At 52.7% G+C, this 26,486-nt stretch carries 26 protein-coding genes and 1 pseudogene; 14 read left to right on the top strand and 13 right to left on the bottom strand.

The window, feature by feature from the left end; genetic code table 11:
* Positions 1 to 2: 2 nt before the first annotated feature.
* From arcC to ACU8YC_RS13155, 4 genes and pseudogenes are all read left to right on the top strand, one after another.
* Positions 3 to 929 carry a carbamate kinase gene (arcC, locus tag ACU8YC_RS13170; protein ID WP_210904378.1) on the top strand — a complete coding sequence of 309 codons (927 nt, stop codon included), beginning with the start codon at positions 3 to 5 and terminating at the stop codon, positions 927 to 929.
* A 21-nt stretch (positions 930 to 950) separates the two neighbouring features.
* A pseudogene (argF, locus tag ACU8YC_RS13165) lies at positions 951 to 1,954 on the top strand (ornithine carbamoyltransferase).
* A gap of 55 nt (positions 1,955 to 2,009) precedes the next feature.
* Complete coding sequence (locus ACU8YC_RS13160; RefSeq protein WP_446895418.1) at positions 2,010 to 3,413, top strand: YfcC family protein; 1,404 nt, start codon at positions 2,010 to 2,012, stop codon at positions 3,411 to 3,413.
* A 144-nt stretch (positions 3,414 to 3,557) separates the two neighbouring features.
* Complete coding sequence (locus ACU8YC_RS13155; protein ID WP_151217448.1) at positions 3,558 to 4,037, top strand: arginine repressor; 480 nt, start codon at positions 3,558 to 3,560, stop codon at positions 4,035 to 4,037.
* Here the strand turns inward: ACU8YC_RS13155 and ACU8YC_RS13150 are convergent.
* Positions 4,034 to 4,156 (bottom strand): hypothetical protein, encoded by a 123-nt coding sequence (locus ACU8YC_RS13150; RefSeq protein ID WP_123268762.1) that lies wholly within the window; start codon positions 4,154 to 4,156, stop codon positions 4,034 to 4,036. The two genes, ACU8YC_RS13155 and ACU8YC_RS13150, sit on opposite strands and share 4 nt — an antisense overlap.
* On the opposite strand from ACU8YC_RS13150, the gene pyrL reads away from it, so the two are divergent.
* The 5 genes from pyrL to ridA all read left to right on the top strand — a co-directional run bounded on the left by pyrL (position 4,136) and on the right by ridA (position 6,147).
* On the top strand, positions 4,136 to 4,237 hold the full coding sequence (gene pyrL, locus ACU8YC_RS13145; RefSeq protein ID WP_003025819.1) for a pyr operon leader peptide: 102 nt from the start codon (positions 4,136 to 4,138) through the stop codon (positions 4,235 to 4,237). The two genes, ACU8YC_RS13150 and pyrL, sit on opposite strands and share 21 nt — an antisense overlap.
* Positions 4,218 to 4,271: a pyrBI operon leader peptide gene (locus ACU8YC_RS13140; RefSeq protein ID WP_106875647.1), complete on the top strand. Its 54-nt coding sequence runs from the start codon at positions 4,218 to 4,220 to the stop codon at positions 4,269 to 4,271. Before pyrL ends, ACU8YC_RS13140 begins: the two co-directional genes overlap by 20 nt.
* 2 nt (positions 4,272 to 4,273) lie before the next feature.
* Entirely contained in the window at positions 4,274 to 5,209 is a 936-nt protein-coding gene (pyrB, locus tag ACU8YC_RS13135) for an aspartate carbamoyltransferase (protein ID WP_151224491.1), read from the top strand.
* 13 nt (positions 5,210 to 5,222) lie between these two features.
* Positions 5,223 to 5,684: an aspartate carbamoyltransferase regulatory subunit gene (pyrI, locus tag ACU8YC_RS13130; protein WP_003025816.1), complete on the top strand. Its 462-nt coding sequence runs from the start codon at positions 5,223 to 5,225 to the stop codon at positions 5,682 to 5,684.
* 76 nt (positions 5,685 to 5,760) lie between these two features.
* A complete protein-coding gene (gene ridA / locus ACU8YC_RS13125; protein ID WP_000047544.1) occupies positions 5,761 to 6,147 on the top strand; it encodes a 2-iminobutanoate/2-iminopropanoate deaminase in 387 nt (128 codons plus the stop codon).
* Positions 6,148 to 6,181: 34 nt separating this feature from the next.
* Here ridA and ACU8YC_RS13120 read toward each other — a convergent pair whose 3' ends face one another.
* From ACU8YC_RS13120 to mgtL, 8 genes are all read right to left on the bottom strand, one after another.
* Complete coding sequence (locus ACU8YC_RS13120; protein ID WP_446895417.1) at positions 6,182 to 6,550, bottom strand: hypothetical protein; 369 nt, start codon at positions 6,548 to 6,550, stop codon at positions 6,182 to 6,184.
* Positions 6,547 to 6,966: a hypothetical protein gene (locus ACU8YC_RS13115; protein WP_210904377.1), complete on the bottom strand. Its 420-nt coding sequence runs from the start codon at positions 6,964 to 6,966 to the stop codon at positions 6,547 to 6,549. The genes ACU8YC_RS13120 and ACU8YC_RS13115 overlap by 4 nt, the downstream gene beginning before the upstream one ends.
* Entirely contained in the window at positions 6,959 to 7,633 is a 675-nt protein-coding gene (locus tag ACU8YC_RS13110) for a hypothetical protein (protein ID WP_446895416.1), read from the bottom strand. The genes ACU8YC_RS13115 and ACU8YC_RS13110 overlap by 8 nt, the downstream gene beginning before the upstream one ends.
* Before the next feature lie 191 nt (positions 7,634 to 7,824).
* The gene (locus ACU8YC_RS13105; protein WP_003830349.1) at positions 7,825 to 9,111 is read right to left on the bottom strand and encodes a TRAP transporter large permease; all 1,287 of its coding nucleotides are present in this window, start codon (positions 9,109 to 9,111) and stop codon (positions 7,825 to 7,827) included.
* Positions 9,112 to 9,141: 30 nt separating this feature from the next.
* Entirely contained in the window at positions 9,142 to 9,651 is a 510-nt protein-coding gene (locus ACU8YC_RS13100; protein WP_151217442.1) for a TRAP transporter small permease, read from the bottom strand.
* 62 nt (positions 9,652 to 9,713) lie between these two features.
* A complete protein-coding gene (locus tag ACU8YC_RS13095) occupies positions 9,714 to 10,691 on the bottom strand; it encodes a TRAP transporter substrate-binding protein (RefSeq protein ID WP_048212839.1) in 978 nt (325 codons plus the stop codon).
* 375 nt (positions 10,692 to 11,066) lie between these two features.
* Positions 11,067 to 13,775 carry a magnesium-translocating P-type ATPase gene (mgtA, locus tag ACU8YC_RS13090; RefSeq protein ID WP_151217440.1) on the bottom strand — a complete coding sequence of 903 codons (2,709 nt, stop codon included), beginning with the start codon at positions 13,773 to 13,775 and terminating at the stop codon, positions 11,067 to 11,069.
* A 143-nt stretch (positions 13,776 to 13,918) separates the two neighbouring features.
* Positions 13,919 to 13,972, bottom strand: coding sequence for a mgtA regulatory leader peptide MgtL (gene mgtL, locus ACU8YC_RS13085; protein ID WP_353655333.1), 54 nt, complete (start codon positions 13,970 to 13,972; stop codon positions 13,919 to 13,921).
* 191 nt (positions 13,973 to 14,163) lie between these two features.
* Here mgtL and treR point away from each other — a divergent pair, with 191 nt between their 5' ends.
* The 5 genes from treR (at position 14,164) to nrdG (ending at position 21,513) form a co-directional block, all read left to right on the top strand.
* Positions 14,164 to 15,111: a trehalose operon repressor TreR gene (gene treR, locus ACU8YC_RS13080; RefSeq protein ID WP_151217438.1), complete on the top strand. Its 948-nt coding sequence runs from the start codon at positions 14,164 to 14,166 to the stop codon at positions 15,109 to 15,111.
* A gap of 110 nt (positions 15,112 to 15,221) precedes the next feature.
* Positions 15,222 to 16,640 carry a PTS trehalose transporter subunit IIBC gene (gene treB / locus ACU8YC_RS13075; protein ID WP_005134195.1) on the top strand — a complete coding sequence of 473 codons (1,419 nt, stop codon included), beginning with the start codon at positions 15,222 to 15,224 and terminating at the stop codon, positions 16,638 to 16,640.
* A gap of 49 nt (positions 16,641 to 16,689) precedes the next feature.
* Positions 16,690 to 18,342, top strand: a complete 1,653-nt coding sequence (gene treC, locus ACU8YC_RS13070) for an alpha,alpha-phosphotrehalase (RefSeq protein ID WP_446895415.1) — start codon at positions 16,690 to 16,692, stop codon at positions 18,340 to 18,342.
* A gap of 408 nt (positions 18,343 to 18,750) precedes the next feature.
* Positions 18,751 to 20,889: an anaerobic ribonucleoside-triphosphate reductase gene (nrdD, locus tag ACU8YC_RS13065; RefSeq protein ID WP_151217433.1), complete on the top strand. Its 2,139-nt coding sequence runs from the start codon at positions 18,751 to 18,753 to the stop codon at positions 20,887 to 20,889.
* Positions 20,890 to 21,048: 159 nt separating this feature from the next.
* Positions 21,049 to 21,513: an anaerobic ribonucleoside-triphosphate reductase-activating protein gene (gene nrdG / locus ACU8YC_RS13060; protein ID WP_151217431.1), complete on the top strand. Its 465-nt coding sequence runs from the start codon at positions 21,049 to 21,051 to the stop codon at positions 21,511 to 21,513.
* 33 nt (positions 21,514 to 21,546) lie between these two features.
* Here nrdG and ACU8YC_RS13055 read toward each other — a convergent pair whose 3' ends face one another.
* Genes ACU8YC_RS13055 through ACU8YC_RS13040 form a run of 4 tightly spaced genes read right to left on the bottom strand, consistent with a single transcriptional unit; the run spans position 21,547 to position 26,454 of the window.
* On the bottom strand, positions 21,547 to 23,460 hold the full coding sequence (locus ACU8YC_RS13055) for a BglG family transcription antiterminator (protein ID WP_151217429.1): 1,914 nt from the start codon (positions 23,458 to 23,460) through the stop codon (positions 21,547 to 21,549).
* 21 nt (positions 23,461 to 23,481) lie between these two features.
* Entirely contained in the window at positions 23,482 to 24,222 is a 741-nt protein-coding gene (gene dagF / locus ACU8YC_RS13050) for a 2-dehydro-3-deoxy-phosphogluconate aldolase (protein WP_151217427.1), read from the bottom strand.
* A complete protein-coding gene (locus tag ACU8YC_RS13045) occupies positions 24,219 to 25,337 on the bottom strand; it encodes a DgaE family pyridoxal phosphate-dependent ammonia lyase (protein ID WP_151217425.1) in 1,119 nt (372 codons plus the stop codon). Before ACU8YC_RS13045 ends, dagF begins: the two co-directional genes overlap by 4 nt.
* Positions 25,321 to 26,454, bottom strand: a complete 1,134-nt coding sequence (locus tag ACU8YC_RS13040) for an amidohydrolase/deacetylase family metallohydrolase (RefSeq protein ID WP_151217423.1) — start codon at positions 26,452 to 26,454, stop codon at positions 25,321 to 25,323. Before ACU8YC_RS13040 ends, ACU8YC_RS13045 begins: the two co-directional genes overlap by 17 nt.
* Positions 26,455 to 26,486 lie beyond the last annotated feature (32 nt).

Below are 26,486 nucleotides of genomic sequence, written 5' to 3'. Positions count from 1 at the left end.
TTATGGAAAACAAACCTACCCTGGTTGTGGCGTTGGGCGGCAATGCGCTGCTCAAACGCGGAGAGCCGCTGGAAGCTGACATCCAGCGCAAGAACATTGAGCTGGCAGCAAGAACTATCGCTCAACTCACGCAGCAATGGCGTGTGATTCTGGTGCACGGCAATGGCCCACAGGTTGGACTTTTGGCGTTGCAAAACAGCGCTTATGACCGTGTCACCCCTTATCCGCTCGACATTCTCGGCGCGGAAAGTCAGGGAATGATTGGCTATATGCTGCAACAAGCGCTGAAAAACCAACTGCCACAACGTGAAATTAGCGTCCTGCTGACTCAGGTTGAAGTCGATGCCCACGATCTGGCTTTCAGCAATCCGACCAAATATATCGGACCGATTTACGACGATGCACAGGCTAAAACGCTACACGCGGAAAAGGGCTGGATTTTCAAAGCCGATGGCAAAACATTCCGTCGCGTTGTGCCCTCTCCACAGCCCAAACGCATCGTTGAAAGCGACGCCATTCGCACACTGATCGCCCGCGATCATCTGGTGATTTGCAACGGCGGCGGCGGCGTACCGGTGGTGGAAAAAGCCGATGGCTTCCACGGCATTGAAGCGGTGATCGACAAGGATCTCTCCGCCGCCCTGCTCGCCCGCCAACTCCATGCCGATGCGTTGTTGATCCTCACTGATGCCGACGCCGTATATCTCGACTGGGGCAAACCTACCCAGCGCCCGCTGGCCCAGGTGACGCCGGAACTGCTCGGTGAAATGCAATTCGACGCCGGTTCAATGGGCCCTAAAGTCACCGCCTGCGCGGAATTTGTCTCTCACTGCCACGGAATTGCAGGCATCGGCTCACTGGCCGACGGCCCGGCCATTCTCGCCGGTGACAAAGGCACCTTGATTCGCCTGGAAGCCGCCAACGCATAACCCAACATTAAGGATATTTTCATGACTGTTAACCTGAAAAATCGCAATTTTCTCAAACTGCTGGACTACACCCCAACGGAAATCCAGTACCTGATCGATCTGGCTATCGAGTTAAAAACGGCAAAAAAAGCCGGGCGCGAAAGGCAAACGCTGGTCGGTAAAAATATTGCGCTGATCTTCGAAAAAACCTCAACGCGCACCCGCTGCGCCTTTGAAGTCGGTGCTTTCGATCAGGGCCACAGGTGACCTACCTCGGTCCAAGCGGCTCGCAGATCGGTCATAAAGAGTCGATGAAAGATACCGCTCGCGTGCTGGGTCGCATGTATGACGGCATCGAATACCGCGGCTACGGCCAGGAGATCGTTGAAGAATTGGGTGAATTTGCTGGCGTGCCGGTCTGGAACGGGCTGACGAATGAATTCCACCCTACGCAGATCCTTGCCGATCTGATGACCATGCTTGAACACGCTCCAGGGAAAACCTTACCCGAACTGAGCTTCGCTTATCTTGGTGACGCTCGCAACAACATGGGCAATTCACTGATGGTCGGCGCGGCGAAAATGGGGATGGATATTCGTCTGGTCGCGCCGAAGTCCTTTTGGCCTGACGAGGCGCTGGTTGCCGAATGCCGCGAAATCGCCAGCGTAACAGGCGCACGCATTACGCTCACGGACGATGTTGCGGAAGGGGTATACGACGTAGATTTTCTCTACACCGATGTCTGGGTTTCGATGGGCGAACCTAAAGAAGCGTGGGCAGAACGCGTCAGCCTGATGACGCCTTATCAAATTAACCAGCAGGTCATCAATGCGACCGGCAATCCTAACGTGAAATTCATGCACTGCCTGCCCGCTTTCCATAATGAGCACACCAAGGTGGGCCGTGAAATCGAAGCGGCTTACGGCCTGAAAGGGCTTGAAGTCACGGAAGAGGTATTTGAGTCAGCACATTCCATCGTCTTCGACGAAGCGGAAAACCGGATGCATACCATTAAAGCGGTCATGGTAGCGACACTCGGCGACTAACCCCTGCGGGCATGTGTCGCCTGGCGGCATATGCCCAAGCTATCCGGAGAACATCATGGGCAAATTCAAATTTCCCAGCGCGTATACCATCCTGTTTATTCTTATTGCGCTCGTCGCCGTTATGACCTGGATTGTCCCGGCAGGGAAATACCAGATGGCGATGAATGCTACCCTCGGCAAAGAAGTGCCGGTTGCCGGTACCTATGCCCCTACAGAGGCGCATCCGCAAGGCATAACCGCTGTCCTGCTGGCACCGATTGACGGGCTTTATAACCACGAAACCTACACCGCAGGCGCAATTGATGTTGCGCTGTTTGTCCTGATCATCGGTGGGTTTCTCGGCGTGGTAAACAAAACGGGCGCCATTGATGCCGGCATCGAACGCGTGACGGTCAGGCTGAACGGAAAAGAAGAGTGGATGATCCCCATTCTGATGGGGCTTTTCGCCGCCGGAGGCACGATTTACGGCATGGCGGAGGAATCACTCCCATTCTACACATTGCTGGTTCCGGTCATGATGGCCGCGCGCTTTGATCCACTGGTTGCTGCTGCAACCGTGCTACTCGGCGCAGGCATCGGCACGCTCGGTTCGACCATCAACCCTTTTGCGACGGTCATCGCCGCAAACGCCGCCGGGATCCCTTTCACGCAGGGAATGCTGATGCGCATTCTGCTGCTGGTCATCGGCTATGTTATCTGCGTGGTGTGGGTCATGCGTTATGCGCGCAAAGTCCGTAATCACCCGGAGTTGTCGATTGTGGCGGATAAAATGGAGGAAAACCGCGCCCATTTTCTCGGTAATCGCGGCAATGCTAACCTTGAATTCACGGCTACGCGTAAGTGGATCCTGCTGATATTCGCCGCCGCCTTTGCGGTAATGATTTATGGCGTCGCGGTACTCGGATGGTGGATGGCAGAAATATCCGCAGTCTTTCTGGCCTCAGCGATTATCGTCGGCGTGATTGCCCGTATGAGTGAAGAGGGCTTCACCAGCACATTCATTGACGGCGCGCGGGATCTGCTCGGCGTGGCGCTGATTATCGGCATTGCGCGCGGTATCGTCGTGGTGATGGATAACGGTATGATTACCCACACCATTCTGCACAGCGCCGAAAATTTAGTCTCCGGTCTGTCCACCACCATTTTTATCAATGTGACCTACTGGCTGGAAGTGTTGCTCTCCTTCCTGGTCCCTTCCTCGTCTGGCCTGGCGGTGCTCACGATGCCCATTATAGCCCCACTGGCCGACTTCGCCCATGTGCAAAGGGATTTGGTCGTCACCGCGTACCAATCCGCTTCCGGCATTGTGAATCTGATCACCCCTACTTCAGCCGTCGTGATGGGAGGGTTGGCCATCGCTCGCGTTCCTTATGTGCGCTACCTGAAATGGGTCGCCCCGCTGCTGCTGGTTCTGACGGTGCTGAACATGGTCGTCCTGAGTATCGGCGCGATGCTGTAGCCGTTTTGGCCGTCGGATCCCGACGGCTTTTTTGTGCGTGCTCTCGTTTTTCTGCACAACCGCCCGTTTGAGCCGTTATTGATACTGCAAATGTGGTGAATTTCGCCATCACATTGATACAAATGATAAATTTAGGGTGTTTTTATGAAGGAACTCGATGATTACTCGACCAAAGAGCAGAAACAGCTGGCGATTTGTCAGCGCCTGATTAGCGAAAAAAGCTACCTGTCCCAGGAAGCGCTTCGCCGCGATCTACAACAGCATGGTTTTACCGGGATTAGCCAGTCAACGGTATCTCGTCTGCTAAAACTGCTGGGTGCGATAAAAATAAGAAATACAAAAGGGCAAAAAATTTATTCTGTAAATCCGCAATCGCGACCCGCTCCTGATGCTGCCCGCTCGATTGCTGAAATGGTGGTCAGCGTGGAACACAATAGCGAATTTATCCTCATCCACACGGCGGCAGGCTATGGCCGTGCCGTTGCCAGAATCCTCGATTATCACGCGTTGCCAGAAATTCTCGGCGTCATTGCCGGTAGCAGTATTGTCTGGGTCGCACCGCGGGTTGTACAGCGAACAGCTCTGGTTCACAAACAGATTAATTATCTATTTAAAATGAATTAAAATTCATAAGAACCGTTTGCGATGAATAAATTGTGCATTTTTCGCTTGATCCCATAACGGAGCTGAGTATAATCGCGGACAATTTGCCGGGAGGATGTATGGTTCAGTGTGTACGACATTTTGTCTTACCGCGTCTGAAAAAGGACGCTGGCCTGCCGTTTTTCTTTCCGTTGATCACCCATTCCGAGCCCCTCAATTGAGGGGCTTTTTTTTTGCCCAGGCGTCAGGAGATAAACATGGCTAACCCGCTCTATCAAAAACACATCATTTCCATAAACGACCTCAGCCGCGATGACCTCAATCTGGTCCTCGCAACGGCGGCGAAATTAAAAGCGAACCCACAGCCGGAGCTGTTAAAGCATAAGGTCATCGCCAGCTGTTTCTTTGAGGCGTCGACCCGCACCCGTTTATCCTTTGAAACATCGATGCACCGCCTGGGTGCCAGCGTGGTGGGTTTCTCTGACAGTGCCAACACCTCGCTGGGTAAAAAAGGCGAAACGCTGGCCGACACCATTTCCGTCATCAGCACCTACGTCGACGCCATCGTGATGCGTCATCCACAGGAAGGTGCCGCGCGTCTGGCAACAGAGTTCTCCGGTAACGTGCCGGTACTGAACGCGGGCGACGGCTCCAACCAACACCCGACCCAAACGCTGCTGGATCTGTTTACCATCCAGGAGACACAGGGCCGCCTGGACAATCTGCACATCGCCATGGTGGGTGACCTGAAATATGGCCGTACCGTCCACTCCCTGACGCAGGCGCTGGCGAAGTTCGAAGGTAACCGTTTCTACTTCATCGCCCCGGACGCGCTGGCGATGCCGCAGTACATTCTGGATATGCTGAATGAAAAAGGTATTGCCTGGAGCCTGCACGGCACGATTGAAGAAGTGATGGCGGAGGTCGACATTCTCTACATGACCCGCGTGCAGAAAGAGCGTCTGGACCCATCCGAATACGCCAACGTAAAAGCACAGTTTGTTCTGCGTGCCAGCGATCTGGCGGGAGCCAGAGAGAACATGAAGGTGCTGCATCCGCTGCCGCGCATCGATGAAATCACCACCGACGTCGACAAGACGCCGCACGCCTGGTATTTCCAGCAGGCTGGCAACGGCATCTTCGCCCGCCAGGCGTTACTGGCACTGGTACTGAATAGCGAACTGGCACTGTAAGGGAGAAAAAGAGATGACACACGATAACAAACTGCAGGTTGAAGCCATCAAACGTGGCACCGTGATTGACCACATTCCCGCACAGGTTGGTTTTAAGCTACTGACGCTGTTCAAACTGACTGAAACCGATCAGCGCATCACCATCGGACTGAACCTGCCGTCTGGTGAGATGGGCCGTAAAGACCTGATTAAAATCGAAAATACGTTCCTGACCGACGAGCAGGTCAACCAGCTCTCCCTGTACGCTCCGCAGGCAACGGTAAACCGCATTGATGATTACGACGTGGTGGGTAAATCACGCCCTAGCCTGCCGGAGCGCATCGACAACGTACTGGTGTGCCCGAACAGCAACTGCATCAGCCATGCTGAGCCGGTTTCTTCCAGTTTTGCAGTGAAAAAACGCGCTGATGATATCGCACTCAAATGCAAATACTGTGAAAAAGAGTTTTCGCATTATGTGGTGCTGGCCAACTAATTGATGTTGGTAATGGTTTCCCGGCTCCCTATAATGGCCGGGAACATTCTATTACCGCTGTAATTCAGGAGAAATCATGAGCAAGACTATCGCGACGGAAAATGCACCAGCAGCAATCGGCCCATACGTTCAGGGCGTTGACCTGGGTAGCATGGTAATCACTTCCGGTCAGATCCCGGTCGATCCGAAAACCGGTGCCGTAGCGGAAGACGTGTCCGCTCAGGCACGTCAGTCGCTGGAAAACGTAAAAGCTATCGTTGAAGCAGCTGGTCTGAAAGTGGGCGACATCGTAAAAACGACCGTTTTCGTTAAAGACCTGAACGATTTCGCCACCGTCAACGCCACCTACGAAGCGTTCTTCACCGAGCACAACGCGACCTTCCCGGCGCGTTCTTGCGTGGAAGTTGCCCGTCTGCCGAAAGACGTGAAAATCGAGATTGAAGCGATCGCCGTTCGTCGCTAAATCTTATTAGAGAGCCCTGCTCTGGCAGGGTTCCTTAAGTATTGCAGCCTATAACTGAAAAAATCAATTCTCTTCCATTATTCTTTAAGGTGATGGTTTCATTTTCGATTATCCCCACTCCCCAATTATATAATTCCATTTCCCCTTTTTGCTGTGATTCTATATTCTCTGAGAAACAGGTTTGTCCTAAAACCCAGTACAACCTTGAACTATAAACATTAATTTTGAGATCATCATCATTATCATTTTTCATCTTTTCCAATGTATAAACTATCTTATTGTGAATTTTAAAACTAACAATATTGTTATATCTTTCAACTGAATTAATAGAAAAAAAACAGATAAACATTATAATTAGTAAACAAAATGTTTTTATAGTAGCTCGTCTTATAAAAGTGTTCATTGGTCATGTCTCCATAAAAAAGAATAACCAGATGAACCAATGAGCGCTTTATTTTTTTCCTGACACTTAATTACCCCCCATTTCTCTGCGACCAAGGATATATCATTTTCATGTGCAATTTTACGGTAAACGTACCGGTAAGACTGAAATGGATCGTGTAGAGGAGTGTTCATTTCCCTTACAATAATATCCCCAGACGATTTCTCCAAATAAACATATAAACCATGCCAGGATAAATTCTTTGCATAGTGGGTATTTGAATCATCGTTACGGCACCATTGTACAACCAGAAGATAGTGACTTTCACGCACGGGTAACCAGCAAACCGAAATAATATACAGCATATAACAAAAGGCACAAACTAAAGCGAAAGTAAGTATTTTTTCCATGTAAAATAGAGTGCTATGCTCAGTCATGCCATTTTACCTCTGACTCAATGGCACCAAAAATATTGTACTCTCTGGCCAGACACTCCTGATGAAACCTCCCCATAAAAGTATCATTCACCGGAACGATACTACCTAAACGAACGCCAGAATTTGCGACACTAATATTCCAGTTATACCTGTCAAAAAACTTAAACTGAAATGTCAAATCATAACTACATAATCTACTACTATTGCTCATCGTATTTTTATACTTATCTTCGGTAATTTGCACCTGACCTTTGCCCCAGTATTGATAACCTCCTATAGCATAAAACAAGTCTGGATCGCTAGAAATAAAATCATCAGTATTAACATGCTCAGAAGTAAACTCATGCTGGCCTGGCGATAATGTTTTACAAAAACTCTTTGCTGCATCCAATAATTGCACATAATTATCCTTTAACTGGGCTGATTTTCCCATCATATCAGTTAAGTTAATATGTATGTCTTCACCCGTATTTTGCAAATAATGCAGTAAATTTTCTCGAGCAAAAGGATAGCGATACTTTAAATATAAGCTCCCATCAATCAACTGTTCCAGGTAATATTTATAATAATAAAATTGATCTGAAAAATTCCCCGCACTGCACCATCCACCACTTCCAACATCAATACTATATTCAGGATCATCTCTCCCCAATATATAACCGTTCATAATACCGCCTAAGAATAATTAACATGACAAGATATTAACATTTATAATCTGGCGTATTCTGTTGGAAGACACTGGCAATGCCATAATTCAGAAAATATTTAGCTGTATTGGGCGAAAGACAAAAAAACGGGCATGGAAGCCCGGAGTGAATTTAGGTTGGCCCGGTAAGCGTGAGCGCCACCGGGCATTTATCACATTACACCAAACAGTTTCGGCAGGAATAGCGAAATCGCCGGAATGTATGTCACGAGCATCAGCACCAGGAATAGCACGAGGTAGAATGGCAGCATCGCCTTTACCACCTGCTCTATTTTCTGCTTACTCACCGCACTGGCCACAAACAGCACCGACCCTACCGGTGGCGTAATCAGGCCAATCCCTAAGTTCACCAGCATGATCATGCCAAAATGGACCGGATCAATGCCGAGCGCGTTGGTCACCGGTAGTAGCACCGGCGTCAGGATCAGGATCAGCGGCGCCATGTCCATCAGCGTACCGATCAGCAGCAGCATGATGTTAATGCACATCAGAATGACGTATTTGTTGTCCGAAATACTGGTGAAGGCTTCAGTGATACGCATCGGCAACTGCATATAGGTCATGACGGCCCCAAACGCGGCGGCAAAGCCTATCAGGATCATGACGATGGTGACCGTTTTCACCGTGCGGAACATCAGCTTCGGCAGCTCAGACCATTTATAGTCACGATAGATAAACATGGTGACAAAGAAGGCCCAAAGACAGGCAATCGCCGCAGACTCCGTCGCGGTAAAGATACCTGACAAAATGCCGCCCATGATGATCACAACCGTCATCAGGCCCCACAGCGTATCGACGAAAATCTTCAGCGCCTGGCGAAACGGTACGCGTTCCCCTTTTGGATAACCGCGCTTGTGCGCAAAAGCCACGCACATCACCATCAGGCTGAGGCTTAACAGCAGGCCCGGCAGGATCCCGGCGATGAACAGTGCGGCAATCGACACCGTGCCGCCTGTAGCCAGCGAATAGATAACCGAGTTATGGCTGGGCGGCGTAAGAATCGCCTGCACCGAACCACTGGCCGTTACCGCCGCGGCAAAGTCGCGCGGATAACCTTTTTTATCCATTTCCGGGATCATTACCGAACCAATGGATGCGGTATCAGCTACAGACGATCCAGAAATAGCGCCAAAAAAGGTTGATGCCACAATGTTTACCAGCGACAGTCCGCCGCGAATAAAGCCAACAAAAATATAGGCAAAGTTCACCAGTCGCCGCGCAATTCCCCCTTCGGCCATAATAGCCCCAGCCAGAATAAAGAATGGGATCGCCAGCAGCGAAAACTTATTCACCCCGCTGGTCAGTTGGATCATTACCGCTTCCAGCGGAATATCTATGTACCAGGCCCCAATGATGGCGCTAATGCCAACCGCATACGCTACCGGTACCCCAATTGCCAGCATAATGCCGAGCGTAAAGACGAGAATAAATGCATCCATCTGCTTTCCTTTCTGAAATGGGGGCGGTAACTAGCTGGTCGATCCCAGCATGACAACAGGACGTTGGTATTGCGGACCACGGAAAATCTTTTCTGCGATAAACAGCAGCGTTATGGCAGAGCCAAGCGGCAATGGAAGGTAGTTTTGCCCGGCGCTTAAAAGCGGGAATTCGGCCACGGGCTGGCCCCACAGTTCAAGACAGAGATTGGTTCCGTACCAGAGGATAAAAAGGCTTATCGCCACTAACATAACGTCAGCGATTACCGAGCAATAACGGCGGGAAGCCTCACCCAGACGGTCAATCACCATACTTACCGCAATATGCGAGCCTGCACGATAGCTCACCGCCGCGCCAATAAAGGTGAATGTCACCATACACAGAATAGCGACGGGTTCAGGCCATGACAGGGCGTTATTCAGAACATAACGCGCGAATATACCAATGGGGATAATGGCGACCATGACCAATAATGCGATACCGGCAATCCACATTGACACCCGATAAAGAAAATCCATTACCGATGAATAGCATTCACCCATAATCATCACCTCGAATTAATCAAAAGATTCAGGCAGAGGGTTGATATCCTCCACCTGATGAATTACTTCACATCCTGAATTCGTTTGATCAAATCCTGGTGGTCTTTACCGTAATTATCCCGCACTGACTGCGTGGCTTTATAGAAATAGTCCGTATCAATATCGTGGAACTGAACGCCATTGGCTTTCATGGTCTCCAGCGATTTCGCATTATAATCCTGCCAAAGTTTTCGTTGCTCTACCTGTGCTTCTTTGGCGAGTTTAATAATGAGGTCCTGGTCTTCTTTTTTCAACTTATCCCATTTGGCTTTCGAGAACAGAAAAAGCTCAGGAATAATAAAGTGTTTGCTCCAGGTATAGTTTTTCACGACCGGCAAATAGTTATGCGCAACAAACGTTGGCGGGTTATTTTCCGTGCCATCAATAACGCCGGTCTGCATACCGCTAAATACTTCACTAACGCCCATGACAACGGAATTAGCGCCCATCGCTTTCAGGGTATCCAGCGCTATCGGACTCCCTTGAACACGGATTTTCATACCGTGTAAATCTTCCGGTTTCACCACCGGATTTTTGGTGATCAGGTTGCGCGTTCCGGCATCCATCCAGCCGAGGAACACCAGCCGCGATTTGGTGTTGGCCGTCAGGCGGTCGCCAATCTCCTGACCAATCATGCCGTCGAGAACCTTATGCAGATGGTCTTCATCACGGAAAATGTATGGCAGGGTAAACACGTTAATTTCAGGGAGAATAGCGGCGACTGGCGTCATTGAGACACGAATAATATCGATAGCACCTAATTGCGCCTGCTCAATCATCTGCTTTTCGTCGCCTAACACGCCACCGGGAAAGGTTTTAATCTCCAAACGACCGTCGGTGGCAGCGCTAAGTTTTTCCCCCATATGTTTCACGGCAACAACGTTCGGGTAATCAGCCGGATGCACATCTGCGGCGCGAAAGGTTTGTGCCAGCGTTGCATGACTCGCCAGTAATACAGACGCGCCAATACACAGACTTAACAGGTTTTTTGTCAGTTTCATTTGTCCTTCTCCAGAAGTTCATAATATCCATTAACAGGAATAGCTTGCAGAGCAAATGACTGCCGGAATTAAAAACGGGCAGCGAGAAACTTTCTTACCGACGTTACCTGCGCAGACTAACTGGTGTAACAATTTATTTCGATGACTACGTTCACAAAAAATCGCAGACACTTAAAATTTTTAGCACACTGTTTCATTTTTGCAATGCAGATCGTTTTATTGATAAATAAACAACGCAAGGATGGCGATTTGATACTAACAACCCGCGTTAGCATTTCAATAAAAATAAAACACCAATATTTCGGGAGAATATCTTTCGAATGAAAAAGTGAAATGCAGGATGGTATTAACACCATCCTGCAGAGATGTTGAGGATTACTGCCAGCCGTAGCGGCGGCTATAAAAACCTTTCACTAATTGGGTCAATGTCATGTAACCCGCCAGAATCGCAATCAGCCACGGGAAGTAGCTCAGCGGCAGCGCCTGCAATTGCAGGTAGCTGGCCAGCGGCGAGAATGGCAATGCAATACCCACCACCATCACCACCAGCGTCATCAGCATCAGCGGCCATGCGGCGCGGCTTTGGATAAACGGCACGCGACGGGTACGGATCATATGCACAATCAGCGTTTGCGACAGCAGCCCCACCACGAACCAGCCCGACTGGAACAACGTCTGATGTTCTGGCGTATTCGCATGGAAGACGAACCACATCAGGCAAAATGTCAGAATGTCGAAAATGGAGCTGATCGGCCCAAAGAAGAGCATAAAGCGGCCCAGATCGGCGGGATTCCAGCGCTGTGGCTTTTTGATCTGCTCTTCGTCAACGTTATCAAACGGAATCGCCACCTGGGATACATCGTACAGCAGGTTCTGAATCAGTAAGTGCAGCGGCAACATTGGCAGGAACGGTAAAAAGGCACTCGCCACCAGCACACTAAATACGTTACCGAAGTTAGAACTGGCGGTCATTTTGATGTACTTCAACATGTTAGAAAAGGTACGGCGTCCTTCGATCACCCCTTCTTCCAGCACCATCAGGCTCTTTTCCAGCAGGATAATATCTGCCGCTTCACGCGCAATATCGACCGCGCCATCAACAGAGATACCGATGTCCGCCGCGCGCAGCGCCGGAGCGTCGTTAATGCCATCCCCCATAAAGCCGACCACATGACCTTCACGCTTGAGCAGCGTAACAATGCGCTCTTTGTGCATTGGCGTCAGGCGGGCAAACAGCGTGGTGCGCTGGGCCAGTTTTGCCAGTTCGTCATCGCTTAACCCTTCAATGCTGCTGCCAATCACCACATCGCCCGCATCCAGTCCCACTTCATGACACACTTTCGCCGCCACCAGCTCGCTATCGCCGGTGAGGATTTTCACCGTAATACCGCTGGCTTTCAGCGCTTTAAGCGCCGGTGCGGTGGTCTCTTTCGGCGGATCGAGGAACGCGATATAGCCTTCGAGGATCAGATCGGATTCATCAATACGCTGGTAATCGCCCTCACGCGCGGGCAGATACTTCGTTGCCACCGCCACTACGCGCAGCCCCTGACGGTTCAGCGTGTCCGTGACGCGTTTCACCCGACGCAGCATGTTGTCGTCTAACGGAACAATCTCACCATTGTGGCGTACCTGGGTGCAGACGCTAAGGATCTCCTGCAGCGCGCCTTTACACACCAGTTGATGTACATCGGTTTCTTCAGCGACCACCACCGACATGCGGCGGCGTTCGAAATCAAACGGGATCTCGTCGATTTTTTGCCAGCGGGTAGAGAGACGGCGGGCGGATTCTTCGTCCACGCCTTCCAGCACCGCCGTATCCAGCAGATTCTTCAGCCCGGTCTGGTAATGGCTGTTCAGCCACGCAGAATGCAGGACGTGTTCACTGGGCTTGCCGGAGATATCGGTATGATTCTCCAGCACAATTTTATCTTGCGTCAGCGTGCCGGTTTTATCGGTACACAGAATATCCATCGCACCAAAATTCTGGATGGCGTCGAGGTGTTTGACGATGACCTTTTGTTTTGACAGCTTCACCGCCCCGCGTGCCAGCGTTGAGGTGACGATCATCGGCAACATCTCTGGGGTCAGTCCCACCGCCACAGACAGCGCAAACAGCGCCGCTTCCCACCAATCGCCTTTGGTATAACCGTTGATGATCAGCACAATCGGCGCCATCACCAGCATAAAGCGGATCAGCAGCATACTGACGCGGCTGATCCCTTTCTGGAAGGCATTCTGCTCGCTTTCTTGCTCGCTGACGCGGCCCGCCAGTTGCCCGAACCAGGTATTAGCTCCGGTCGCAATCACGACGGCCTGCGCCGTACCGCTCACCACGTTAGTGCCCATAAAGCACAGGGTATCGCATTCCAGCGGGTTGCTTTGCTGCGGGTCGCGGCTGGTGGCGACTTTCTCCACCGGCAGCGATTCGCCGGTCAGCGAAGCCTGTGCCACAAACAGATCACGAGCCTGCACCACACGCAGATCGGCTGGGATCATATCCCCTGCTGCCAGTTTGATAATATCACCAGGAACCAGCTGGTCGATCGGCAGTTCAACCCAGCCGTTCTCCCCTTTCTCGTTGATGACGCGTAGCACCGTCGCGGTGTTACTGACCATTGCTTTCAACGCATCCGCCGCTTTGGTGGAACGCGCTTCCTGCACAAAATTCAGCAGCGTGGAGATGATAACCATCAGCGCGATGACGCCCGCAGCAAACAGATCCTCGGTGGCATAGGAAATCGCACCGAGGATAGTCAGCAGAATATTAAACGGGTTGCGGTAGCAGACCCACAGATGTACCCACCATGGCGACGGCTTCTGCGCCGGTAGCTGGTTCTCGCCATGTAACTCGCGAGCGTTTTCCACTTCTGCAGCGTTCAACCCTTCCGGGTGCGTGCCGAACGTTTTCCACAACGCTTCTTCGTCCATCAGCGCCATTTTCAGGCAATGTTCGCTCAGCGAAGGCGGGATCGGCGTGCTGGCAACGGTCTGCGCATTGGGTAGCGGATCGCGATGCACCAAACGATACGGTAAATGGCGGTTTAGCCGGGCAAACAGCTGGCGAGTAATATTTTTGAACATAGGCAGTCCCTCTGCCCCCGTATAAACAGGGCAGTAAATCCTTCAGGCGTGGCAAATCCTTGCCTGATGGCAATCTAATAATCGTAACAGGGACGTCAGAACGTCACTGTCTTACTGTTCCGGTAAGACAGTGAAAGACAGGCTTACCGGAAAGGGTTGTTTCTCCTTTTAGGGAGAGGGGTGGGATCGGGATCCATATAGCCTCCGGTAAGTGAATGATTTGCGCCGCGGATTATACGCAGAAAACCATAAGGTTTGTGGCAATTATGGCGGTATGATAAACCATGGAAACTAAACCAAACGTATACCAGACTTTGCCCATTGCACTGCGCGTGAGTAAAGTTATTCTCTCTTTGGCATAACTTCGCACGCAACACGGGAAAACAGGATGCAAAACCGGCTGACAATTAAAGACATCGCCCGCTTAAGCGGCGTGGGAAAATCAACCGTTTCCCGCGTTCTCAACAACGAAAGCGGCGTGAGCGAACGCACCCGCGAACGCGTTGAAGCCGTGATGAATCAGCACGGATTCTCTCCTTCCCGCTCCGCACGCGCCATGCGCGGACAAAGTGACAAAGTGGTGGCGATTATCGTCACGCGTCTGGACTCACTTTCGGAAAATCTCGCCGTCCAAACCATGCTGCCCGCCTTTTATGAGCAGGGTTACGACCCGATCATGATGGAAAGTCAGTTCTCGCCTGAGCTGGTAGAGGAACATCTGGGTATGCTCAGACGCCGTAATATTGACGGCGTGGTGCTGTTTGGTTTTACCGGCATTACTGAATCCATGCTCGCCACCTGGCAAGATTCTCTGGTGCTGCTGGCAAGAGATGCCAAAGGCATTGCCTCCGTCTGCTATGACGATGAGGGCGCCATTCTTACCCTGATGCAACGTCTGTACGATCGCGAGCATCGCCAGATCAGCTTTCTTGGCGTTCCCCATAGCGACGTGACCACCGGGAAGCGCCGCCATGAAGCCTATCTGGCATTCTGTAAGAAACATAAATTGCACCCCGTCGCCGCGCTGCCGGGTCTGGCCATGAAGCAGGGTTATGAGCAGGCCGCCAGTGTTATCACCCCGGAAACCACCGCATTAGTCTGCGCGACAGACACCCTCGCCCTTGGGGTCAGCAAATACCTGCAGGAGCAGCGAATTGAGAACCTGCAATTGGCAAGCGTGGGCAGCACGCCGCTGATGAAATTCCTCCATCCGGAAATTATCACCGTCGATCCAGGATACGCCGAAGCCGGACGACAAGCGGCCTCACAGCTGATCGAGCAGATCAACGGCCGTAGCGAACCACGACAAATCGTTATTCCCTCCAGCCTCTCCTGATTGCTTTCTGAGCGTCAATTTGTGATCTTCGCTGCGTTTCGGGAACGTTCCCATTTTTAAATTTTCATCGACGATATACTCTGGCGGCAGGTCAACAATAGGGCTTAATAATGAGCAAAATTAAACAAGCAGACATCGACCGGCTGATTGAGCTGGTAGGCGGGCGCGACAATATCGCCACGGTGAGTCACTGCATTACTCGCCTGCGTTTTGTGCTGAATCAGCCTGCTAACGCCAGGCCGAAAGAGATCGAACAGTTACCGATGGTCAAAGGCTGCTTCACCAACGCCGGACAGTTTCAGGTGGTGATTGGCACCGAGGTGGGCGATTACTACAAAGCGCTGTTGGCGACTACCGGACAAGCCAGCGCCGACAAAGAGCAGGCGAAAAAAGCGGCGCGGCAGAATATGAAATGGCACGAACAGCTGATTTCTCATTTTGCGGAGATCTTCTTCCCGCTGCTGCCCGCGCTGATTAGCGGCGGCTTGATCTTAGGTTTTCGTAACGTGATCGGCGATCTGCCCATGAGCAACGGCCAGACGCTGGCACAGATGCATCCTTCGCTGAAAACCCTTTACGACTTCCTGTGGCTGATTGGCGAAGCAATCTTCTTCTATCTGCCAGTCGGGATCTGCTGGTCGGCAGTGAAGAAAATGGGCGGTACGCCAATCCTCGGTATTGTGCTGGGCGTAACCCTGGTTTCACCGCAGCTGATGAACGCCTATTTGCTCGGTCAGCAGGTGCCGGAAGTGTGGAACTTCGGCCTGTTCAGTATTGAGAAAGTGGGTTACCAGGCACAGGTTATTCCAGCGTTGCTGGCCGGTCTGGCGCTCGGGTTTATTGAAACGCGCATGAAACGCATCGTGCCAGATTATCTGTATCTGGTGATCGTCCCGGTGTGCTCGCTGATCCTTGCAGTGTTTCTCGCGCATGCCTTCATCGGTCCGTTTGGTCGCATGATCGGCGACGGTGTCGCGTTTGCGGTCCGTCATCTGCTGACCGGCAGCTTTGCCCCGATCGGCGCGGCGTTGTTCGGCTTCCTGTACGCCCCGTTGGTGATCACCGGCGTGCATCAGACCACGCTAGCCATCGACATGCAGATGATTCAGAGCATGGGTGGCACACCGGTATGGCCGCTGATCGCACTGTCGAATATCGCTCAGGCCTCTGCGGTGGTGGGCATCATTATCTCCAGTCGCAAACACAATGAACGTGAAATCTCAGTCCCTGCTGCCATCTCCGCTTATCTCGGGGTCACTGAACCGGCAATGTACGGCATCAACCTGAAATACCGTTTCCCGATGCTGTGCGCGATGATCGGCTCTGGTCTCGCCGGACTGCTGTGCGGCCTGAACGGTGTGTTGGCAAACGGGATTGGTGTCGGCGGTTTGCCGGGCATCCTCTCCATCCAGCCGACTTACTGGCAGGTATTTGGTATGGCGATGGCCATTGCGATTGTTATCCCGATGGTACTGACCTCATTTGTTTACCAGAGAAAATATCGTCTGGGCACATTACAAATTATCTAACTTTTCTTCGGGGTGCAGTTGCGCCCCAACGTATTTCCAGGAAACAACCATGACTATTCCCCACTGGTGGCAAAACGGCGTTATCTATCAGGTTTACCCCAAGAGTTTTCAGGATACCACCGGCAGCGGCACCGGCGATTTACGCGGCGTGACGCAGCGTCTCGACTATCTACAAAAACTGGGCGTTGATGCCATCTGGCTGACGCCGTTCTATGTTTCGCCGCAGGTTGATAACGGCTACGACGTCGCGGATTACCTGTCTGTCGATCCGGCCTACGGTACGCTGGAAGACTTTGACGAACTGGTGGCACAGGCGAAAGCGCGCGGCATCCGTATTATTCTCGATATGGTGTTTAACCACACCTCAACCCAGCACGCCTGGTTTCGCGAAGCGCTGGATAAAGACAGCCCGTATCGTCAGTTTTATCTCTGGCGCGACGGCACGCCAGACAGCCCGCCGAATAACTGGCGCTCCAAATTTGGCGGTAGCGCCTGGAGCTGGCACGCCGCAAGCGAGCAGTATTATCTGCACCTCTTCGCTCCGGAGCAGGCAGACCTGAACTGGGAGAACCCGGCGGTCCGCGCCGAGCTAAAAAAAGTCTGTGAGTTCTGGGCCGATCGCGGCGTGGACGGCTTGCGACTCGACGTGGTGAATCTTATCTCTAAAGATCAGGACTTCCCGAATGATCCCGACGGCGATGGGCGGCGTTTTTATACCGATGGCCCGCGCGCGCATGCGTTTTTACGCGAGATGAACCGCGACGTCTTCACGCCACGCGGCCTGATGACGGTGGGCGAGATGTCTTCCACCACACTGGAAAACTGCCAGCAGTACGCCGCGCTCGATGGCAGTGAACTGTCGATGACCTTTAACTTTCACCACCTGAAAGTGGATTACCCCAATGGTGAGAAGTGGACGTTAGCCAAACCCGACTATGTGGCGCTGAAAACTCTGTTCCGCCACTGGCAACAGGGCATGCATAATCAAGCGTGGAACGCATTGTTCTGGTGTAACCACGACCAGCCACGCATCGTGTCGCGTTTTGGCGATGAAGGTAAATACCGTGTCCCAGCAGCTAAAATGCTGGCGATGGTGCTGCATGGCATGCAGGGCACGCCCTATATCTATCAGGGTGAAGAGATCGGCATGACCAACCCGCACTTCCGCCAGATTACCGATTATCGCGATGTAGAAAGCCATAACATGTTTGCCGAACTGAACGGTCAGGGGCGAGATGCCGACGAATTGCTGGCGATCCTCGCCAGTAAATCCCGCGATAACAGCCGCACGCCGATGCAGTGGGATGCCAGCCAACACGCGGGCTTTACCAAGGGCGAGCCATGGATCAATCTGTGTGACAACGCGGTGGAGATCAACGTGGCGGCAGCGCTGAGCAATGCCGACTCAGTGTTCTACACCTATCAGAAGCTGATCGCATTGCGCAAAGCGGAGCCAGTTATTACCTGGGGCGACTATCAGGATCTGTTACCGGACAGCCCGCATCTGTGGTGTTACCAACGCGAGTGGCAAGGGCAGCGGCTGCTGGTCATTGCCAATCTGAGCGATACCTTTCAGAGCTGGCAGCCAGCCCAGACCGATGGAAACTGGCAGGTGCTGATGCACAACTATGCCGAGGTCGCCAGCCAACCTGGGGACATGACACTGCGTCCTTTTGAGGCCGTCTGGTGGTTGCAAAAATAGCTTGCAATTGGCGTCAGGCCCGGTTCATGTAGTGTTGCCGGGCTTCACTGCTGACACTACGTTTACCCTACTGTTTTTGTTGAATAATTAATCAGAATTTTCTGCCTACAATTTACAATCGCTGTACTGCCCGTCATCTGTACGCTCCGATTTTTACTTTGCGCTACATCAAATAAATCGTAAACATCCTTGATGCAAATCACTACATATAGAACTTAAAATGCACGCCGACCCAACATGTTGTATTAATCGACTACAATTGCTACAACTACAATGCACCGTTTAACGGAGAAATTGTGGATAAAGTGGGTCAGGATTGCGGGAAGTCATTGGCAATAGAGATGAATAAAGCCATGTCCGCTTCCCCAACCTCTGTGGATAACCTGTTCTTATAAATATGGAGTGATCATGACACCGCATGTGATGAAACGAGATGGCTGTAAAGTGCCGTTTAAATCAGAGCGCATCAAAGAAGCCATTCTGCGTGCAGCTAAAGCAGCGGGAGTCGATGACGCAGATTACTGTGCCACCGTCGCAGAAGTCGTTAGTAGCCAGATGAATGAGCGCAGCAAGGTCGATATCAACGAGATCCAGACAGCGGTAGAAAACCAGCTGATGTCTGGCCCGTACAAACAACTCGCCCGCGCGTACATCGAATATCGCCACGACCGTGATATCCAGCGTGAAAAACGTGGCCGTCTGAACCAGGAAATTCGTGGTCTGGTTGAGCAAACCAACTCCGCACTGCTGAATGAAAACGCCAACAAAGACAGTAAAGTGATCCCAACCCAGCGCGACCTGCTGGCCGGTATCGTTGCCAAACACTATGCACGTCAGCACCTGCTGCCGCGCGATGTGGTTCAGGCGCACGAGCGTGGTGATATTCACTATCACGACCTCGATTACTCGCCGTTCTTCCCAATGTTCAACTGCATGCTGATCGACCTCAAAGGCATGCTGACGCAGGGCTTTAAGATGGGTAACGCGGAGATTGAGCCGCCAAAATCCATCTCTACCGCGACCGCCGTGACCGCGCAAATTATCGCGCAGGTTGCCAGCCACATTTATGGCGGCACCACCATTAACCGTATTGATGAAGTCCTCGCGCCGTTCGTTACCGAGAGCTTTAATAAGCATCGTAAAACCGCTGAAGAGTGGCAGATCCCGGATGCCGACGGCTATGCACATTCTCGTACCGAGAAAGAGTGCTACGACGCATTCCAGTCCCTTGAGTATGAAGTGAACACCTTGCATACCGCCAACGGCCAGACGCCGTTCGTCACTTTTGGTTTTGGTCTGGGAACCAGCTGGGAATCACGTTTGATCCAGCAATCTATTCTGCGTAATCGCATTGCGGGCCTCGGTAAAAATCGCAAAACTGCGGTGTTCCCGAAACTGGTGTTCGCGATTCGTGACGGTCTGAACCATAAGTTTGGCGATCCGAACTACGACATCAAACAGCTTGCGCTGGAGTGCGCAAGCAAGCGCATGTATCCGGATATCCTGAACTACGATCAGGTAGTGAAAGTGACCGGTTCGTTCAAAACACCGATGGGCTGTCGCAGCTTCCTCGGCGTGTGGGAAAATGAGAACGGCGAACAGATTCACGACGGGCGTAACAACCTCGGCGTTATCAGCCTCAACCTGCCGCGTATCGCGCTGGAAGCACACGGTGATGAAGCCACCTTCTGGAAACTGCTTGACGATCGCCTGGTGCTGGCGCGTAAAGCGCTGATGACCCGCATTGCGCGTCTGGAAGGCGTGAAAGCTCGCGTGGCGCCAATTCTGTATATGGAAGGGGCCTGCGGCGTGCGTCTGAAAGCGGACGATGACGTGTCAGAAATCTTTAAAAATGGCCGCGCGTCTATCTCGCTGGGTTACATCGGTATTCACGAAACCATTAACGCGCTGTTTGGTGACAAACATCTGTACGACAGCGAGGAGCTGCGCGCCAAGGGTATCGCCATTGTGGAACGTCTGCGTAAGGCCGTTGATCAGTGGAAAAACGAGACCGGCTACGGCTTCAGCCTGTACAGCACGCCGAGCGAAAACCTGTGCGATCGTTTCTGCCGTCTGGATACCGCCGAGTTTGGCGTGGTGCCGGGCGTCACCGACAAAGGTTACTACACCAACAGCTTCCACCTCGACGTGGAGAAGAAGGTTAACCCGTACGACAAGATCGATTTCGAAGCGCCGTATCCGCCGCTGGCGAGTGGAGGCTTCATTTGCTACGGCGAATACCCGAATATTCAGCACAACCTGAAAGCGCTGGAAGATGTCTGGGATTACAGCTATCAGCACGTGCCGTATTACGGCACCAACACGCCAATCGATGAATGCTACGAGTGCGGCTTTACCGGTGAGTTCGAATGCACCAGCAAAGGCTTCACCTGCCCGAAATGTGGTAACCACGACGCCGCGCGCGTGTCGGTCACCCGCCGCGTCTGCGGTTATTTAGGCAGCCCGGACGCCCGTCCGTTTAACGCCGGTAAGCAGGAAGAAGTGAAGCGCCGCGTTAAGCATTTAGGTAATGGGCAGATAGGTTAATTTCGGCAGTATTATTGCCTGGCGATGCGACGCTTTTCGCAAAGCAATTGGCGCCAGGACAAGGCGGTAAGCAAGTGAATCCCGGGGAGCTTACATAAGTAAGTGACCCGGGTGAGCGAGCGCAGACAACGCAGTAATGGCGTCAATTGAGAAGCGAAAATGAACTTTCACCAATATTACCCCGTCGACATCGTTAACGGCCCCGGAACCCGCTGTACGCTGTTTGTTTCCGGATGCGTGCATGAATGCCCCGGCTGCTATAACAAAAGCACCTGGCGGCTCAATTCCGGCCAGCCGTTTAGCAAAGAGATGGAAGACAAGATCATTGCCGATCTGAACGATACGCGAATCAAGCGCCAGGGGATCTCGCTCTCAGGCGGCGATCCGCTGCATCCGCAAAACGTGCCGGATATCCTGAAACTGGTACAGCGCATTCGCGCTGAATGCCCTGGGAAAGATATCTGGGTGTGGACCGGCTACAAGCTCGATGAACTCAACGCCGCGCAAATGCAGGTTGTCGACCTCATCAACGTGCTGGTCGATGGCAAATACGTGCTGGATCTCAAAGACCCGGCGCTAATCTGGCGCGGCAGCAGCAACCAGGTCGTACATCGTTTGCGTTAATTTTCAGGCGGTAAACGTTCTGTTATCCACCTCTCAAAAACGGCTCACGCACTCCATGGCGACGGTTTTGAACTCGCTGAAATTCTGACATGCGCAGAGCCGCGTCATGGCGCGCTCGCGCAGGAAGGTGACGAAAATATCGTAGATCGCCATCGCTTCTTCGTACTCGCTTTTACTGATGGCGAGGAGGAAGATCACGTGCGCCGTTTCATCGCCCCAGGCAATACCCTGCGGAGCGAGGATAGTGTAGACCACCGTTTTCTTTGCCAGCAGACCGAGGGCGTGCGGCAACGCGATGCCGTCGCCCAGCATCGTACTGACGATGGCCTCACGTTCAACCACCGAATCAAGAAACTCTGCATCGACAAAGCCTTCATTCTGCAACTGCCGACATAGCGTGGTGAACAGCGTTTGTTGATCCATAGGACCGTCGATCACACGAAAATGGGCGGCATCGAAAAATTTATTCAGCATCCACGGACGAGTTCTGTCCACCAGCACCAGTTTGCCAATTTGCTCCAGTTGATAATCGGTCGGGAACGGCGCAATCATCGCTACAGGCTTATCTTTTTCCCCGATCCGCGCGGTAGAGATAACAAAATCTTCGCTAATGCTTTCCCGCTGTTCGTAGTCACGCAGCGTGACGGTATCGACAATTTCTATCTGCGGATACTTACGCGCCAGCACCGCTTCAATCATCCGCGCCATCGCGTTTCCGGCATCGCATACCAGCAGAACTTTCGGCTGTCTCTGGTAACCGATGTTGTAACTACGTTCCAATCCAACGCCAATATGCAGGACCAGAAAGCCAATCTCATTTTCACTGATGGCATATGGCGTATATTTCCCCCATCCCGAGACGGCGGCCAGCGTCATATCCCACGCCATAGGATAGTGCTGTTTAATATTTTCCAGCAGCGGATTGGGGATCATTATCTGGTAACGTACGCGGGTGATCATCGTCTTAATATGCGTCAGCAGATCGGCATGTAACTGTTTGTCATTCAACAGGTTGTAGTTGTACTGCGTGTTGATAAAACGCAGGATGTAATTAACCAGCGCTTCGTCATCATCCGCATTGATGGCGCTGGGGGCGATCTCTTGTACCTGACGGGCGGCGATGTGCACCTGTAGCCAGTTCTCTTCGAAAACAGAAAGCGGTTTGTCTGCCAGTCGGTGCAGGACCGCCGCAATCTCACGCGCGGCAAGGCATACCGATTGATCCGTTTCTTCTGCGGCAAACTCCGGCAATGGATACCCTTCGCTAATCCGCCGTACCGCTACTGCGCTGTACAACCGCAAAAATAGCTCGCCCTCATCGGTCAGGCGAATATGAAAACGAGCAAAAATATCCTGTAAAACGGGCTGTAGCTGCTCAGGGATCCCGGCATTCAGCGCCTCTTGCATCACTAGTGGGTGCTGCGGATCCTGCTGCGCCAGCGTCCACAGCAGATCGGTCAGACAGGCGCGGATCGCCATCTCGCTGCCAAACAGCTTCATGCCGTGACGGGGGCGCGTTTCCAGCGTGAGATGATAACGTTGCAGATGTTCACGTACCTCAGCCATATCGTTTTGCAGCGTCGCACGGCTGATAAACCATTCATCAGCCAAATCTTCAAGCTTTAGCGAGAAGGCCGACGTCAGAAAACGAACCACCAGCCAGTGTATCCGTTCCTGGCTGGTTCGCGGGATGCGCAGCAACCCATCAGGCTGCTGCGTTTGCAGGGTATGATAACTTGCCGGATCGTCAATTTTGAGCTGATAACCGTTGCCCCGGCTGAGGACAAACTGCGCGCCGTACTGGGTGAGCAGCGCGTTTAGCGCAGTGATGTCAGCTCGTACGGTGCGTGTGGAAACCGACAACCGCTGCGCCAGCTCGTCCTGTGGAAGCGCTTCGTTTTGCAGCATGCCAAACAGCTGCGCTAAACGTTGGTTGGGGAATCGCACGTCAGTCTCCTCATCTGTCAGTTAGCCTACGCAAGCCCGGGTCATCGCCATCAACTGGCGCACGTCATCCGGGCGGGTGTTACCACTCACCTTATCAATAATCGAACTATAGATGTGAGGAATGATTTTGCTCACTCCGGCATCCAGAGCGATCTGCAGGATTTCAGTGAAATTATCCAGATCGATACCCCCGGTAGGCTCCAGCCAGAAGTCATGCCGGGCACAGGCCTGCGCTACGGCAATGTACTCATCACGGCATTTCAGGCCGCCCATCGGGAAGTATTTAATCGAGCTACCACCCATATCTTTGAGCAACGCAATCGCGGTTTCTACCGGTACAATACCGTCCGATGTCTGGCTGCTCAGCGGACCGGTGGAGATTTTCACCATCCCCGGCGTACCCGTTGGCGAGACCAGACCGTTGACTACCGTCTCCTGCTGGCCCAACAGCGCACGACTGGTTGCCACACCGGTAAAGACTTGATTAACATGCTGCGGCTGTACCTGACGAGAGATCTCACTGACCATCGCCGACTGGTTTGGGTCGCCTGCCCCCAATCCCACGGAGAGCGCATTGTCGATAAGCGCTGCGTATTCACGCATATCCGCGACCGCGCTTGCGACATCCGGATAATTTTTTGACAACACGCCGACCAGCACGTGTCCTTCCGCTGCCGCGTAAATATCCCGCGCATTTTCTTTGGAGCCAGCCAGCACGTTCAGGCAGACGCGGTCGCGATAAAAGTTAGGGGTCAGTTTCATGCGTTTTTCTCCTGTGAAATCACTTCACCAATTCGACGGGCCACAATTTCCAGTTGCGCGCGATCGACGCTGCGCACATCGGCCTCGATAATGCCTTCGTTGGCTTTGTAACCACGGAAGTAAATCGCGTACTCGCCTTGTTTCAGGGCTTCAACCAGTTCGCCCGTGGCGATACCGGTTACCGCTTCGTCAAACTTAATTTCCGTACGGGCGATGTCGCGCCCAGCGCCATCCCACACCACGCGGGCACTGACGCCATTAAAGGTATTCAGCGCATTAATGAACGGCGTCATTTTCTCGACCATCTCCGCGCCACTCTCTTTTTGCGCGTTCAGATACAGTTCGATAGCGCAGGTCAGGCCAAGAATACCCTCTTTGCCCACCTTCATCGCCCGGCCAATCCCCGCCGTCTGGCGCTTCACCCACTCAACGTACTGGGTTTTGCCGATCACCAGACCGCTGGTTGGCCCTTCAATCGCCTTTGCGCCGCTGTAAATCACCAGGTCCGCACCAAGGCGGTAGTAGCACTGCAAATCTTCTTCCGCCGCTGCGTCCACAATCAGCGGCAGATTATGCGTGCGCGCCACCACCGCGGCCTGCTCCACGCTGAGCATACTTTTCTGTACACAGTGGTGAGATTTGATATAAAGAATCGCCGCCGTGCGCGGCGTAATGGCCGCCGCCAGCTGTGCCGCGGAACATTCATTGGCATAGCCCGCTTCCACCAGCTTACCGCCGCCGAGCGCCACCATAGTGCCTACCGGTGCGCCAAAGTTGACGTTGTGGCCTCTGGGCAGCACGATTTCGTTGTTCTCGATGGGCGTAACGTGCAGATTTTCCAGCAGCCAGTCGCTATCTTTAACCAGCACCGCAGCCACCGACTGGGCGATTCCCGCCGACGCGCAGGAAACGACGGTCGCCCCTTCCACTTCCAGTAATTTCGCGATGTAGTCGCCGGTTTTATTGACCAGATCTTTCATTTCGAAGTACTGATTCATTCCCGCCATCGCGACCTGAACCACTTCTGGTCGCGGCGTGGAGACGCCAAGTGCCGTCATACGGCCTGATGTGTTAATTACCTGTTTTAAATCGTATTTCTCAAAAATCGAAGGCATGTTCCGCGCTCCCTTGTTCGGTCATATAGCCCTTGCCCGCACGTATTGCGGCAAGCGGCACCAGCAGTTGTTCAGCCTGCAGGCTGTCGTTTTCTGCATCTACCAGCACGGTTGGCTGGCGCTTAAGCGTAAAGAGGGTCAAATCAGCATCCAGACCAACCTGCAGTCGCCCTTTCTGTTTCAGACGCAGGCCGTCAGCGGCATTGGCGGTCACGCACTCGATGACCTGCGGGAGCGACATCCCAATGGCGAGAAATTTCGACATCACATTCGCCAGGGAATACACAGGACCGCTGATACGGTTGCGGCAATAAATATCGGAGCTGATGGTGTGCGGCAAAATGCCAAGACCGATAGCGCGTTTTGCCACCGCAAAGCTCAGGCTGGCGGTGCCGTGGCCAACGTCCAGACGGACTCCACGTTGCAGCGCCCGCGTGACAGATGCGCGCAGCTCGCCTTGCGGCGTCAGAATGCGGTTCGGCTTACCGTTGTAGCAGTGGGTAATAATGTCGCCCGCACTCAGGCGTTCGGCGATCTCATCGAGATTCGGCGGGTTGTTGCCGATGTGCACCATCAGCGGCAGATCGCCGTTCTCTTTTTGCATCTCTTTGGCACGATCCAGCGGGGTGATGCCGTTTTCGCCGACCACGCTGCTGCTCATGCGTGCCTTCAGGCCGACGATAAAATCAGGATAGCGTTTCACTGCCTGCCGCACCGCATCGGCGTCAATATTGGCCATGTTAGCCAGCTCATTCTGGGCAATAAGCCCAACACGGGAGATGTTCAGCAGCGCATACACTTCAGTCGCCGCTTCCCGGGTCAAGGTGTAAAAATCGTCGATATCATCCGCCCCGGTACTGCCCGCATCCACGACCGTGGTGACGCCAGTCGCAATACCGACGCTGTCCGGCTGGTCGTGATAAATCGGGGATTTCGGGTAACAGTGAACGTGGGAATCAATCCAGCCTGCGCTGACGTAGCACTCGCCGCCGAGCTCAATGGTTTTCAGCGCTGGGCCATCAACGTTGCCCAACGCCGCAATTTTGCCGTCTTTCAGCGCAATATCGCTCACCGTATCGTCAACGAGGCGCGCACGGCGCAGGAGTAAATCAAACATCGCTCTCTCCTTTGCCGGATGGCGGCGTAACC

Source organism: Citrobacter sp. VF227 (assembly GCF_052950715.1).
Note: the sequence above shows the minus strand (reverse complement) of the source record. Positions and strands in the feature narration are given on the sequence as shown.

Bases quoted from the DNA above. Each gene is read 5' to 3' on its own strand.
- pyrB (WP_151224491.1), top strand. From the start codon at position 4,274: ATGGCTAACCCGCTCTATCAAAAACACATCATTTCCATAAACGACCTC.
- pyrL (WP_003025819.1), top strand. From the start codon at position 4,136: ATGGTTCAGTGTGTACGACATTTTGTCTTACCGCGTCTGAAAAAGGAC.
- treB (WP_005134195.1), top strand. From the start codon at position 15,222: ATGAGCAAAATTAAACAAGCAGACATCGACCGGCTGATTGAGCTGGTA.
- ridA (WP_000047544.1), top strand. From the start codon at position 5,761: ATGAGCAAGACTATCGCGACGGAAAATGCACCAGCAGCAATCGGCCCA.
- ACU8YC_RS13120 (WP_446895417.1), bottom strand. From the start codon at position 6,550: ATGAACACTTTTATAAGACGAGCTACTATAAAAACATTTTGTTTACTA.
- nrdD (WP_151217433.1), top strand. From the start codon at position 18,751: ATGACACCGCATGTGATGAAACGAGATGGCTGTAAAGTGCCGTTTAAA.
- pyrI (WP_003025816.1), top strand. From the start codon at position 5,223: ATGACACACGATAACAAACTGCAGGTTGAAGCCATCAAACGTGGCACC.
- ACU8YC_RS13045 (WP_151217425.1), bottom strand. From the start codon at position 25,337: ATGCCTTCGATTTTTGAGAAATACGATTTAAAACAGGTAATTAACACA.
- ACU8YC_RS13160 (WP_446895418.1), top strand. From the start codon at position 2,010: ATGGGCAAATTCAAATTTCCCAGCGCGTATACCATCCTGTTTATTCTT.
- ACU8YC_RS13040 (WP_151217423.1), bottom strand. From the start codon at position 26,454: ATGTTTGATTTACTCCTGCGCCGTGCGCGCCTCGTTGACGATACGGTG.
- mgtA (WP_151217440.1), bottom strand. From the start codon at position 13,775: ATGTTCAAAAATATTACTCGCCAGCTGTTTGCCCGGCTAAACCGCCAT.
- ACU8YC_RS13105 (WP_003830349.1), bottom strand. From the start codon at position 9,111: ATGGATGCATTTATTCTCGTCTTTACGCTCGGCATTATGCTGGCAATT.
- nrdG (WP_151217431.1), top strand. From the start codon at position 21,049: ATGAACTTTCACCAATATTACCCCGTCGACATCGTTAACGGCCCCGGA.
- ACU8YC_RS13110 (WP_446895416.1), bottom strand. From the start codon at position 7,633: ATGAACGGTTATATATTGGGGAGAGATGATCCTGAATATAGTATTGAT.
- treR (WP_151217438.1), top strand. From the start codon at position 14,164: ATGCAAAACCGGCTGACAATTAAAGACATCGCCCGCTTAAGCGGCGTG.
- ACU8YC_RS13150 (WP_123268762.1), bottom strand. From the start codon at position 4,156: ATGTCGTACACACTGAACCATACATCCTCCCGGCAAATTGTCCGCGAT.
- dagF (WP_151217427.1), bottom strand. From the start codon at position 24,222: ATGAAACTGACCCCTAACTTTTATCGCGACCGCGTCTGCCTGAACGTG.
- ACU8YC_RS13115 (WP_210904377.1), bottom strand. From the start codon at position 6,966: ATGACTGAGCATAGCACTCTATTTTACATGGAAAAAATACTTACTTTC.
- treC (WP_446895415.1), top strand. From the start codon at position 16,690: ATGACTATTCCCCACTGGTGGCAAAACGGCGTTATCTATCAGGTTTAC.
- arcC (WP_210904378.1), top strand. From the start codon at position 3: ATGGAAAACAAACCTACCCTGGTTGTGGCGTTGGGCGGCAATGCGCTG.
- ACU8YC_RS13155 (WP_151217448.1), top strand. From the start codon at position 3,558: ATGAAGGAACTCGATGATTACTCGACCAAAGAGCAGAAACAGCTGGCG.
- ACU8YC_RS13095 (WP_048212839.1), bottom strand. From the start codon at position 10,691: ATGAAACTGACAAAAAACCTGTTAAGTCTGTGTATTGGCGCGTCTGTA.
- ACU8YC_RS13100 (WP_151217442.1), bottom strand. From the start codon at position 9,651: ATGGGTGAATGCTATTCATCGGTAATGGATTTTCTTTATCGGGTGTCA.